9 protein-coding genes are annotated in these 13,020 nt (G+C 59.6%); 3 read left to right on the forward strand and 6 right to left on the reverse strand.

Going from position 1 to position 13,020, the window contains the following annotated elements; genetic code table 11:
• Positions 1-174 precede the first annotated feature (174 nt).
• The 4 genes from lepB to lepA all read right to left on the reverse strand — a co-directional run bounded on the left by lepB (position 175) and on the right by lepA (position 4,974).
• Positions 175-1,374: a signal peptidase I gene (lepB, locus tag ACKVY0_RS10260; RefSeq protein WP_409214724.1), complete on the reverse strand. Its 1,200-nt coding sequence runs from the start codon at positions 1,372-1,374 to the stop codon at positions 175-177.
• Positions 1,375-1,548: 174 nt separating this feature from the next.
• A complete protein-coding gene (locus ACKVY0_RS10265) occupies positions 1,549-1,953 on the reverse strand; it encodes an ACT domain-containing protein (RefSeq protein WP_409214725.1) in 405 nt (134 codons plus the stop codon).
• An 8-nt stretch (positions 1,954-1,961) separates the two neighbouring features.
• On the reverse strand, positions 1,962-3,107 hold the full coding sequence (locus ACKVY0_RS10270) for a histidine decarboxylase (RefSeq protein WP_409214726.1): 1,146 nt from the start codon (positions 3,105-3,107) through the stop codon (positions 1,962-1,964).
• A gap of 70 nt (positions 3,108-3,177) precedes the next feature.
• On the reverse strand, positions 3,178-4,974 hold the full coding sequence (gene lepA, locus ACKVY0_RS10275; protein ID WP_409214727.1) for a translation elongation factor 4: 1,797 nt from the start codon (positions 4,972-4,974) through the stop codon (positions 3,178-3,180).
• A 100-nt stretch (positions 4,975-5,074) separates the two neighbouring features.
• Between lepA and ACKVY0_RS10280 the strand changes: the two genes are divergently transcribed.
• The gene (locus ACKVY0_RS10280; RefSeq protein ID WP_409214728.1) at positions 5,075-5,398 is read left to right on the forward strand and encodes a 4a-hydroxytetrahydrobiopterin dehydratase; all 324 of its coding nucleotides are present in this window, start codon (positions 5,075-5,077) and stop codon (positions 5,396-5,398) included.
• Here ACKVY0_RS10280 and ACKVY0_RS10285 read toward each other — a convergent pair.
• Complete coding sequence (locus ACKVY0_RS10285; protein ID WP_409214729.1) at positions 5,367-8,000, reverse strand: Amuc_1098 family type IV pilus outer membrane protein; 2,634 nt, start codon at positions 7,998-8,000, stop codon at positions 5,367-5,369. The two genes, ACKVY0_RS10280 and ACKVY0_RS10285, sit on opposite strands and share 32 nt — an antisense overlap.
• A gap of 133 nt (positions 8,001-8,133) precedes the next feature.
• Here ACKVY0_RS10285 and ACKVY0_RS10290 point away from each other — a divergent pair, with 133 nt between their 5' ends.
• Positions 8,134-9,120, forward strand: a complete 987-nt coding sequence (locus ACKVY0_RS10290) for a malate dehydrogenase (protein WP_409214730.1) — start codon at positions 8,134-8,136, stop codon at positions 9,118-9,120.
• A gap of 104 nt (positions 9,121-9,224) precedes the next feature.
• Positions 9,225-10,637, forward strand: a complete 1,413-nt coding sequence (locus ACKVY0_RS10295; RefSeq protein WP_409214731.1) for a DUF1501 domain-containing protein — start codon at positions 9,225-9,227, stop codon at positions 10,635-10,637.
• Between the two features lie 118 nt (positions 10,638-10,755).
• Here ACKVY0_RS10295 and ACKVY0_RS10300 read toward each other — a convergent pair.
• On the reverse strand, positions 10,756-13,020 hold a 2,265-nt coding region (locus ACKVY0_RS10300), incomplete at its 5' end, for a leucine--tRNA ligase (protein WP_409214732.1).

Below are 13,020 nucleotides of genomic sequence, written 5' to 3' on the forward strand. Positions count from 1 at the left end.
GGTCCATGGTGGTTATAGTCGCTCGAATCCCCTGAAATCAAGGCTTCCAGCGCTTCTCTATCTGGCCCATCATCCCGGCTTTTCAATCCCTTTGTCTTGCCTCTGCCTTAACTTAACGACATTGACTGAGCACTGAGCACTGAGTCGTTGGGCTGCGAAAAATTTAGCCGCCCCCTACCGGATCGCGCCCCAATTACGTCCCAACGGGAAATAGCACCACAACGCCGGGCCGACGAGATTGCGCTCCGGCACCGTGCCCCAGTAGCGGCTGTCGGAGCTGTTGTAGCTGTTGTCGCCCATGGCCCAGTATTCACGCCGTGAGTCCTTGTTTAGAATAATCCTGCGTTCGGGATCTAACAGTTCGATGTTCCCGTAACCCTTATACGGCCCCTCCATCGCCCCCACACGCTTCATGCCAAATTCCTCAGCAGGCTTCCCATTGACCCATAGCACCGGGGATTTCACCTCCAGCTCATCACCTGGCACTCCCACCAGACGCTTGATGTAGTGCTGCGAGCCTTGCTCCACAGGCACGTTCATATAGCGGCTGCGGATATTCTGCGTGGTGAAAACAAACACCTCGCCGCGCACCGGATGCCGGAAGTGGTAGGAAAATTTGTTCACCAGCACATGATCGCCCGTGTCGAGCGTGCCACGGGCCAACACCTGCCCCGTGGTCACATAGGTGTTGCCAGAACCCACGATACGGCGCTCCGGCTGCGCATCCGGCGTGATGCTGCTGCCGTCCTCCGTTATGGGCACATTCAAATAGTGGTTTAGACCGAGATCCGTCACCTGCCGCAGCGGCGACCAGATCCAAATCGTGTGTCCATCGGCAAAGTGCAGGCGGCAGTGCGTGAAGAAGCCCATGAAGCCATGCTCCGTCACCATATCGGTGCCCTGCTTCAGATAGCCGGAATGATTCGCCACCACGTTGATGTAGCTGCGTCCGGTCACGAAATCCTTGCACTGCTGGAAGAATCCGGGTGAGACGTCCTTCTCCGTATGATTTGCCACAATGCCGTACAGCGTCGGTTGCATGGAGCCAGTGGGAATCTTGAATGGCTGTGCGATGTAGCTGCGAATGCCGAGTGCGATGACGATGGCAACGAAGAACACCTCCACGTTGTCGGCAAGGTCTGAGTGCTCCGCATGCGGCAGCGCTTTTTCGCAGGCCTTGTTGATCTCATCATTCAGCGTGGCAATGCGCGCCTTGTCTTTCGCACGCATCGCATCCTCAAGACTGGTGCGCAACGTGGTGATCTCGTCCAGCTTCGCCCGTGGCAGGATGTCGCGCTTGTAATCAATGAAGCGTGTCACGCCCTTGTGCAGGAGCTTCGCGTGCTTGAGATAGCGTGGAGTGAGGAAAAACATGGGAGGAAGCCGATACTAGGGCGTGATGAACAATGCTCAAGCCCCGTCATTTGCAAACGCGAGTTGATCGTGGGTGGTGGATCGTTGATGCCCTGAGAACCCACCGTTCGCAAAGCCCCTCAGACTCTGGCTATCAACCATCCACTCTCAACCATCAACCGCACCTCTTCAGGTTCAGCCCGGCGGCTCGACCACGAGTACATCCCGCAGAACCTCGGCAGCACGCGCATTGTCGGAACAGACGAGGCTAGCGGTGGTGCAGGCCGCATCACGGCGCAGGATGTGCATCGAGCGCAGGTCGATCCCCGCATCCTTCAAGCGCATGGCAACGGCGGCAAGCGCCCCTGGCCTGTCCTCCAACCGCACCAGCAGGGTGTCCTGGGTAATGACACGGAAGCCCTGCTCACTGAGCACCCGCAGCGCCTCGTCATAACGATCCACACTGAGCACGACGATGCCGTGATCCTCCACGCCTTCGATGTCGATCTCGTCAATGTTGATGCCGCGTTCGGCAAGGCAGGCGGTGAGCCTGGCGGCGATGCCAAGCTCGTTCGGCACGAGGACGGTGAGCTGTTTCATGAGGTTCGTTATCGGTTCGCAGTTCGCGGTTCACAGTTCAATGCGGCGGCGAAGTCGGTGACGAATTCGTCGATGATTGCCGTGGTCACATGGGGCATCACAATCAAGTGCCCGATTTTTTTGCGCGGCGCGATGATCCATTTCTCCATCATCGACTGCGGGGGCTTGGGGAACACCACGGTGACGGAGTTCGGGTGCCGCCACGCGTCGATGCCCTGCGCGCGGAGCTGCTGCACGGCGTAGTCGGCGCGCTCCAGGCATTCCTGCACCATACCGCGCAATCCAGCATCACCGAGCGTGCGCAGCCGGTGCCAGAGCATGAGCGGAGCAAAAGCGCTGCGCGATCCGGCGATGGTGGTGTCCAGCGCGCCGATGTACTCGATGGAACGGGCGATGCGGTCCACATGCGCCTTGCGGGCGAGCACCACACCGCAAGGCACGGGCGCCCCGAGCATCTTGTGGCCGCTGATGGAGACGCTGTCGGCCCCATCGGCGAAATTCCAGGCCTGCGGCGCATCCACAAACGGCAGGATCATGCCACTGAGCGCCGCATCCGCATGGATGTAGGCATTGGCGATGGCGAGATCGTCCAGAATGGCCCGAATCTGCGCCAGATCATCCACCGCGCCCTTCATCGTGCTGCCGATGTTGGCAAAGATGATCGGCGGCACGTCACGATGGATGCGCAGCGTCTCGCGCAGGTCGTCGTAGTCCATCTGGCCGTCCGGCTGACTTTTGATCATGATGTTCCGCGTGTGCTGGAGGCGCAGCACCTTGGCCACACTGTAATGCGTGTCCTCACTGAAGTAGCAGATGCCCTCAGGGAACAGCTCCCGCGCCACGTAGAGGCCATACATGTTCCCCTCCGTGCCACCGCTGGTGACGTAGCCCCACCATTCGTCCGCAGGCGCACGGGTGAAGCGGGCGAAGTCCGCCAGCACCTCGCGCTCGAACTCCATCGTATTCAGACGGTAGTTCGTGCCGCCAAACGGATCGCCGACGTTGTTGATGCTGAACTGGAGGAAGCGAAACAGCTCGCTGTAATCAAACGCCTGATTACATGGATAGCCGACATTGCGCAGGCTCTGGGCACACAGCCGCTCATGCAGGTCGTCAAGCCGTTGCTGGTCTGCGGGGTTGAGGTGGGAGGGCATGGTAGCTGCGATTGGCAATCGAAGCTTTCCTCCAAACCATTCGATTGCCAATCGAATCTACGGGAGCGGATCAGTTGTTCTTCAAGACTTCAATGAACGCCTCTTGCGGGATGTTCACGCGGCCGATGGATTTCATGCGCTTCTTGCCCTCTTTCTGCTTATCGAGCAGTTTGCGTTTGCGCGAGATGTCACCGCCATAGCACTTGGCGGTCACGTCCTTGCGCAGGGCGCTGATGGATTCGCGGGCAATGATCTTGCCACCGATGGCGGCCTGGATGGCGACGACGAAGAGCTGTTGGGGAATGACTTCCTTCAGCTTCGCACATAGCTGGCGGCCACGGCTCTCGGCTTTGCTGCGATGGACGATGCAGGAGAAGGCATCCACCGGCTCGCTGGCGATCAGAATGTCCATCTTGACCAACTCAGATGCCTGAGTGCCAGCGTGCTCATAATCCATGCTGCCGTAACCCCGTGTGATGGATTTGAGCTTGTCGTTGAAGTCCACGAGAATTTCGTTCAGCGGCATGACAGTGTGCAGCAACACGCGGCGGTCATCCAGGGTCTCGGTGTTGTTCACCACGCCGCGCTTGTCCATGACGAGCTGCATGATGTCGCCAATGTACTCGTTGGGGATCATGACGTTCACCTTCACGATGGGCTCGCGGATCTCGTCGATCTCGTTCGCCGCCGGCAGGAAGGTGGGATTGTCCACTTGGAGTTCGGTGCCATCGGTCCTCCGCACATCGTAAATGACGGACGGATAAGTCGAAATGACATCCATGTTGAACTCACGGCGCAGACGTTCCTGAACGATTTCCATGTGAAGCAGCCCCAGGAAGCCACAACGGAAGCCGAAACCCAGAGCGGCAGAGCTTTCCGCCATGAACGTGAAGGCAGCGTCATTGATCTGCAGCTTGCCGACGGCGAGCTTCAGGGCCTCAAAGTCATCCGTGCTGACCGGGTAGATGCCACTGAAGACGAGCGGATGGATTTCTTTGAAGCCGGGCAGCGGCTCAGGCGCAGGTTTGCGTGACTCGGTGAGCGTGTCACCGATTTTCACGTCAGCGGTGGTCTTGACGTTGGCGATGATATAACCGACGTCACCCGCCTCCAGTTTTTCGCAGGGAACCATCTTGGGGCGGAAGGTGCCGAGATCCTTGATTTCGGAATCGTTGCCCGATGCCATGAGACGCACCTTTTGGCCACGCATGATGGTGCCAGACATGACTCGCACATAACTGACGACACCACGATACGGATCGAAGATCGAATCGAACACCGAAGCGCGCAGATACCCATCGCCGGGATCTGTCGGCGGCGGAATGAATGCCACGATGGCTTCCAGAATGTCCACGATGCCGATGCCCATTTTGGCACTGGCAGGCACCGCCTCATCGGCCGAAAGCTGCAGAATGTCCTCAAGCTGTCGCTTGACCTTTTCGATGTCGGCGCTCGGAAGGTCGATCTTGTTGATGATCGGGACGACGTGCAGCTTCTGCGCGAGCGCCAGATTGAGATTAGCGACCGTTTGAGCCTCGACGCCTTGCGAGGCATCCACCAGCAGCAGTGCCCCCTCACAAGCTGCAAGTGAGCGGCTCACTTCGTAGCTAAAATCGACGTGTCCGGGGGTGTCTAGCAGGTTGAGCTTGTACATCTGGCCGTTTTTGGCCTTGTAGTTCATACACACCGGGTGCGCCTTGATGGTAATGCCACGTTCACGCTCCAGATCCATCGAATCCAGCAGTTGGTCCTGCTGCTGTCTAACCGTGATGGTCTGTGTCGTCTCCAGCAGCCTGTCCGAGAGTGTGGTTTTCCCATGGTCGATGTGGGCAATGATGGAGAAGTTGCGGGTGTTGGCGATGGACATTCGGGTGGCTTGGCAGGGGGGCGGCGTATCTAGTGCAGCGGCAGGGGAAATGCAATTCCGATGCTTGAAGGTGGCTTCTTCATGCCAGATGCTGCCGCACATGAAGCCGGAACTGTTAAACGATGTCACCATCCATGCGGAACTCGCCCAATTGCCCGGCTGGCAGGTGGAAGGCCGTGAACTCGTGAAAGAGTTCCGGTTTGGCAGCTACCTGGCCGGCATTGAGTTTGTACAACAAGTCGCCCGCCTTGCAGAAGCGATGAATCATCACCCCGATCTGTTGGTGCGATGGCGTAAAGTCAGCGTGCGGCTGACGACGCACAGCGCAGGCGGACTGACCGCGCTGGACTTTACGCTGGCCGGAAAAATTGAGCTGTCGCAGTCACCCACGATCACTGCGCCACCGCCGCCGTCTGGCGGTTAACCTTCTGGCCGGACGGATCAACCACATCCACGGTCACGAAAATAATAATATTCTTCGTCTCCGTCTTCGTGACGTCACTCTTGAAAAAGCGTCCCACGAAGGGCAAATCACCCAAAATCGGCAGCTTGTCATTCACCATGGTACGCTTCTGCACCTTAGCCCCGCCCAGCACAATGGTGGCACCATCCCAGATCTTGACCGCCGTGGCGACTTTTTGAGATTTGAAGATGGGCTGGAGGATCATGTTGGGGGTGATAAGCTGCTCCGGCTGACTAAAGGGGACATATCCGGTATTAAATACTAAGGTGGGTGGATTAAAAGGCGGGACAGGATTGGGGACAGACCCCTGAATAGGTTGGAAACTCGTGCTGGCTGCACTGAGAATGGGCGAACCATAGTTCACAAACCCTTCAAATTGAGTCAAGCTGGGCGTGATCGTAAGCTCCACCGAGCGCCCATCCTCGGAGATGATCGGCTCCACTTCGAGTTCCACGCCGGTTTTGCGCATTTCAAATGCCGTTGGCGTCGTAGGTGTTGCGATCTGTGTCGCCGGCCGAGCGTTAAAACCGATGAGAATAGTGGTTATGTTGCCATTGGTTGGAAGCTGCGGCGGATCAAATTCGGTCGGGTAAATGAACTCCTGAGTGATCTCTACGGTGGCTTTCAAGCCGTTCTTGGTCGTCACGCTTGGGGAGGCATTGATATCGACCCCCTTCTTTTGGGACAGCCCGCGCAAGACACTTTGAAATTGCGGGTCGGTAAAAACACCGGCCACGGAAAGCACCCCTGGTGCCGCACTCGCAGATGTCATGGCTGAACCAGTCGCCAGCAGGCCATCAAGAGTGTTATTACCAATAGCTAAACTGCCAGTTCGAAGCCCTGAAGTCAGCGCCCCCCCGCCGCCGCCATTCACCGGCGTCACCCCCAGGGGAGTCGGCCCACCCAAGGCGTTTTGAACTGTTTGCGCAGGGAAAACCGTCGCCGCACCCAAGGTCACCGCTGGAATGACCGCCGTACCACCAAATGGATAGTTGCTAGCTGAGAATGGATTCCCGTTACCTGGCGTGCCACCGCCCATAAACACATTATTGCCATTCGCTCCCACTCCACCGAGCAGCCAGTCATAACCAATCTCCTCCAGATTTGTCTGATTCACCTCCAGCATGCGCACGGTGATCACCGCCATCTTGGGAGCATTCTTGGTCGCCTGTTCCACGAACAACTCAATCATCTCCATGTTGGCCAGCGTGTTACGCACCGTGAGTGTGCTGGTCGCTGAATTGAAGCTGGCACTGGTGCCTTCCGGGAAGGTCACGCCGCGGGCTTCGAGAAACTCTTTGGCCCCCATGCGGCGGATGGTCAGCCCTCCACCTGCAGGAGTCTGCGCGGCAAAGGGATCCGCAGGCGCGGCGGCCGCCGGGTCACCAGCCGGGGCGTTCTGAATAAAATCAGGCGGCACCCGGAACGAGCGCGAGATGATGGTGCCATCCCGCTCGCTGAGAGAAATAAAGATCACGGCATGGTCATCCACCCGGTAAGTGACCCCGCACATTTCGCTCACGTAGCGCAGCACCTCCTCCATGGGCACATTGAAAAGATTGAGGCTGACCGGCTTGTTCCGCGCCTCGGGCGGCACACTGAGAACAAAACTCACACCCTTACCCTGCGGATCAAGATCGCGGCTGCGAACGCGCAACAACTCGGCCACTTCATCCAGCGTCGCTCCAGAAAACTCCACCTTCGGGAAGATCAGCGTGCGCAGCCTCTGGGTGATGGTCTCCCGGCCGCTCTGCGCATAGCCTTGCTTCTGTGCAGCCCCAAACATGGCGCTGACATCCTGTTCCGGCAGCGGCACCGGATCTTCCCACGTCTGGTCCACCGCACTCAGCATTTTAGAGCGCTGGTGATCGTAGGCCGCCTTGTAGTAGCGTTGCTTCTCCTGCTCCGCCCGCTCCATGCCCCGCCGCGCGGCACTGTTGTTGGGATCAATGCGTAAAACGTCCTGATACGTCGCGATGGCTTTGTCTGGGTCGCCAATTTCAATGAACGAGTTTGCTTTGAGCAAGAGAGTCTTCACCGCCCCCACATTATCCACATGCTGGGGCGTCAGTGCTGGTGGAAAGCGATCTGGATCACTCAACCGCTTCTGCAGCGCCAGCACTCGCGCATCTTTGGGTGCGACCTCCGGTGACAGCAGTTTGTCCAGCAGCTTGTTAGCTTCAGCAATATCACCCTTGGCCGCCAATTCCTGCGCGTGCAGGCAACCCGCCACCACATAGCCGTTGCGAGCCGCAAAGCGGTGTTCTTGAGCCAACGGAATGTTCGGCAGCGCTTCGTAGGCAGCGGCAAACACCGCCAGCGCCTCTTCAGCCTTCCGTTCGTCGATCAACTGATAACCACGTTCGATCTGCTCGCCCGCCTTGTTGACCTGCACGGCACGACGATTCGCCTCGGCCTGGGCCAGCGATGCCACGGATGCAGGCTGAGCCAAAGCAACCGCCATGACACCAAGGCTGTACATCAGGCACACCAGCACGCCGGTGTGGGTCAGGCGGCGCAGGGACTTGGCTTCGGGACGTTGTTGGGAAAGCTGCGGGAGCATCAAGGATTTTTGGGAAATCAGGTTTATAACAGGACTCAGCCCAGCGCCCAAGCATTTTCTGCCACGAATCACAGCCCGGCAGTTGCCCCGCTGCCGCATCTTGCTCTGATGCCCGCCTCATCCCCTCCCCTTCATGTCCAAAGCCCCCATCAAAGTCGCAGTCACCGGTGCCGCCGGTCAAATCGGTTACGCCCTCCTGTTCCGCATCGCCTCCGGTGCCATGTTTGGTCCCGATCAGCCGGTGATCCTCCAGCTCATCGAAGCGCCGTTTGAAAAGCCGCTGGCCGCCCTCGCCGGCGTCGCCATGGAACTCGACGACTGCGCCTTCCCGCTGCTCAAGGGCATCGTGCAGACCAGCGATCCCGCCATCGGCTTTAAGGACGCCAACTGGTGCCTCCTCGTCGGTGCCAAGCCGCGTGGCCCCGGCATGGAGCGTGCCGATCTGCTCAAGGACAACGGCAAAATTTTCATCGAGCAGGGCAAAATCATCGACGCCGTGGCCGCAGACGATTGCCGCGTGGCGGTTGTCGGCAATCCAGCCAACACGAACTGCATGATCGCCGCCTCGCAGGCCAAGCGCCTCACCCCGGACCGCTTCACCGCCATGGTGCGCCTTGATCAAAACCGCGCGCAATCCCAGCTCGCGCAAAAAGCCGGCGTGGACCTCACCACCGTCGAAAACATCTTCATCTACGGCAATCACAGCCCCACGATGTTCCCCGCCTTTGCGCACGCCATCATCGGCGGCAAAGCTGCGACAGCCGTCATCAACGACCAAGCCTGGCTCGAAGGCCCCTTCCTCGAAACCGTCGGCAAACGCGGCGCCGCCATCATCGCCGCCCGTGGCGCTTCGTCCGCCGCTTCGGCTGCGAACGCCCTCGTCGATCACGTCCGCTCCCTCGTCACTCCCGGTGCGATTCATTCCGTCGCCGTGAAAAGCAACGGCCTCTACGGCTTCGATCCTGAAGTCTGGGCCGGCATGCCCGTGCGCACCACGACCCCAGGCAGCTACGAAGTCATCACCGACTACACCATGGACGACTTCGCCAAATCGAAGATCGCCGCCACCAACAAGGAACTCACCGATGAGCGTTCCTTTGTGGCCGACATGCTCAAGTAAACACCACGCTCATCCCCCCCTCCGTCCCATGCCTCCCATCCGGTCGCATGGGACTTTTTTTGCCTCCCACCGCAAAACCACCGACCCTCCCGCGTTCACTCCTCATGCTTTCCACCCGACGCGATTTCCTGCAAACCACCGGCTGTGGCTTCGGCTACCTCGCCTGGCAGGCCATGGCGCAAAGTCAGGCCGCGCTGGCAAACCCACTCGCCATCAAACGAGCGCACCACGCCCCGAAGGCGAAACGCGTCATCTTCCTCTTCATGCAGGGCGGCGTCAGCCATGTGGACTCCTACGACTACAAGCCGCGTCTCTTCAAAGACGACGGCAAGATCATCGAGGTGGCCGATTCCCGCTCCGTCGCTCGCACCGGCAAAGGTGCGCTTCAGCGCGTGATGAAGCCGCTCTGGGACTTCAAACAGCACGGTGAAACCGGCCGCTGGGCCTCGAATCTCTTCCCGCACATCAACCAGCATGTCGATGACCTGTGCTTCCTGCACGGCATGCACACCGAAGGCGTCGCCCACGGCCCCGCCACGCTGTTCCTACACACCGGCACCACCAGTTTCATTCGCCCGAGCATGGGGGCCTGGGTCATGTATGGCCTTGGCGCAGAAAACGAAAACCTCCCCGGCTTCGTCACCATCAGCCCCAGCCTCGGCAACGGTGGCCCGCGCAATTACGGCAACGCCTTCCTCCCCGCCGTGTTCCAAGGCACGCCCGTCGGTCGTAGCGGCATGCCCGCGAAGGAATCGACGATCAAGAACATCACCAACACGATCTGGACGCCCGAGCAGCAGCGCAAGCAGTTCGGCCTGCTCAGTTCCCTCAACGCCGAGCAAGCCGCCCGCTCCATGCCCGGCGACACCGAGATCGACGCCGTCATCCGCAGCTACGAACTCGCCGCCCGCATGCAAAACAAGGCCCCGGATGCCATGGACATCAGCGGCGAGTCCGAGGCCACGCTCAAACTCTACGGCATCAACGAAAAGCCCACCGACAACTTCGGCCGCCAGTGCCTCATGGCCCGCCGCCTCGTCGAGCAGGACGTGCGCTACATCCAGGTCAATTACGGCGACAACTCCAACAACCCCGCGTGGGATCAGCACTCCAATCTACCGAAACACGGCGACCACGCCGCCGCCGTCGATAAACCCATCGCCGGACTCCTAGCCGATCTCAAACAACGCGGCCTCCTCGAAGACACCATCGTCTGGTGGGGCGGTGAATTTGGTCGCACGCCCTACGCCGAGAAAAACGGCACCGGTCGCGATCACAACCCGCTCGGCTTCACCGTCTGGGTCGCCGGTGGCGGCTTCAAATCCGGCTTCGCCCACGGCGTCACCGACGACATCGGCCACATGGCCGTCGATGGCAAAGTCCACATGCACGACCTGCATGCCACCATCCTGCACCAACTCGGCCTCGATCACGAAAAACTCACCTTCCGCCACGCCGGCCGCGACTTCCGTCTCACCGACGTTCACGGCCATGTGGTGAAGGAAATCATCGCCTAAATCTCCTCGTCCTCGTCCTCGAACTCGTCCCCTGCCGCAGTGCTTCGCAGCAGCGATGCAGGCGGGTCGGTTCTACCGGTTCACCAGCACCCAAACCGCCCAAGCCCATCGCAATGTCTCACACCACAATGTTCACCAGCTTTCCCGGCACGACGATGATTTTCTTCGGCGGCTTGCCCTCCATGAATTCCTGCACGCGGGCGCTGGCGAGGGCGATTTTTTCGATCTCCTCCTTCGTGGCCTGGATCGGCACGCGGGCTTTGTCGCGGAGCTTGCCGTTGACCTGGAAGACGACTTCGACTTCGTCTTCGATGAGCGCAGCAGGATCGTAGGTCGGCCAGGTGGCGTCACTGAGCAGGCCGTTCACGGCAAGATTGGGGAACTTGCTGGCGATGCGGGCGTTGAGTTCGTCGGCCACATGCGGCGCGAAGGGGCTGAGCACTTTCAGGAAGGTGACGATGGCCGATGCGGGCTTCACTTCCGCGCCGGTGAAAGCATTCGTGCAAACCATCATCTGACTGATCGCGGTGTTGAAGCTGAGCTTCTCGATGTCTTCTCCGGCCTTCTTGATGGTTTCATGCAGCGCTTTGGTGAGCTGCTTATTCGCAGGCACGTCTTGCAGGGCCGATGACACGCTCCACACGCCTTCGTCATCCACTTCCATGACCAGACGCCACACGCGGGCGAGGAAGCGATACACGCCCTCGACACCCTTCATGCTCCACGGCTTCACCTGCTCCAGCGGCCCCATGAACATCTCATACAGGCGCAGCGCATCGGCGCCATACTCGGCCACGACATCGTCGGGATTCACCACGTTGCCGCGTGACTTCGACATCTTCTGGCCATCCTCGCCCATGATCAGGCCTTGATTCACCAGACGCTGGAACGGCTCCGGCGTGCTGACGTAGCCGAGGTCGAAGAGCACCTTGTGCCAGAAGCGTGCGTAAAGCAGGTGCAGCACGGCGTGCTCGGTGCCGCCGACGTATAAGTCCACGCCACCGGGTTTCGGGGCAGAGTGCTCAGTGCTCAGTGGTGGAGTGCTCAGTTTCTCAGAGTCTGAGCACTGAGCACTAAGCAATGAGCACTTGCCCGTCATCCAATACCTCTCGGCTTCCTCACCGACAAAACGCTCGCTGTTCGTCGCATCGCAGTAACGCAGGTAATACCAGCACGAACCGGCCCACTGCGGCATCGTGTTGAGTTCACGCGTCGCGGTGTCGGAGTAGCGCACCCAATCCGTGGCCTTCGATAGCGGCGGCTCGGGCGTGCCGGTCGGTTTGAAGTCTTCCAGCGTCGGCGGCAGCAGCGGCAGCTCGCTTTCAGGAATGCAGCGATGCTTGCCGTCTTCCCAAACAATCGGGAACGGCTCACCCCAGTAGCGCTGACGGCTGAAGAGCCAGTCACGCAGCTTGAAGTTCACCGTGCCTTTGCCGAGGCCTTTTTCTTCGAGCCAGGACGCGATCTTCTTCTTCGCTTCCGGTGTTGGCAGTCCGTCAAGGAAGCCAGAGTTCACCACGATGCCATTGTCGGTGAAACCTTGCCAATCTTTGCCCTCTGGTGGCTGCACGACCTGCTTGATCGGCAGTTTGAACTTCTTTGCGAACTCAAAGTCACGCTCATCATGCCCTGGCACGGCCATGATGGCTCCGGTGCCGTAGCCTTGGAGCACGTAATCGGCGATCCAGATCGGGATCTTCTCCTCATTGACCGGATTGATGGCGTAAGCGCCGGTGAATACGCCGGATTTCTCCTTGGCGAGTTCGGTGCGCTCCAGATCGCTCTTGCGGGCGGTCTTCTCGCGATACTCCTCGACGGCGGCGAGCTGTTCCTCGGTGACGATTTCATCCACGAGGCGATGTTCCGGCGCGAGCACCATGTAAGTGGCTCCAAACAGCGTGTCGGGCCGTGTGGTGAAGACGGTGATGAAGTGCTCAGTGTTCGCTTCGCGGCTTCGCAGCAGTGCCGAGTTCTCAGTGACTGAGCACTGAGCACTGAGCACTTTGAACTTCACTTCCGCACCTTCACTGCGGCCAATCCAGTTGCGTTGCAGCATGCGGATGCCTTCCGGCCAGTCGAGGCCGTTGAGTTCGTCGATCAAACGCTGCGCGAAGGCGGTGATGCGCAGCATCCACTGGCGCATGGGGCGGCGCTCGACGGGGAACCCGCCGACTTCGCTTTTGCCATCCACGACTTCTTCATTCGCCAGCACGGTGCCGAGTTCCGGGCACCAGTTCACGGGTGCGGATGAGATGTAGGCGAGACGTTTCGCATCGATCTCCTCGCGGCTCAGGCCCTGGGCTTCGAGTTCGGCGATGGGGCGGGCTTTGCCCTCGTCGTTCACATAGGCGTTGTAGAGCTTGAGGAAGATCCACTGCGTCCA

The sequence above is a fragment of the Prosthecobacter sp. genome (genome assembly GCF_046154365.1).
Classification (GTDB): domain Bacteria; phylum Verrucomicrobiota; class Verrucomicrobiia; order Verrucomicrobiales; family Verrucomicrobiaceae; genus Prosthecobacter.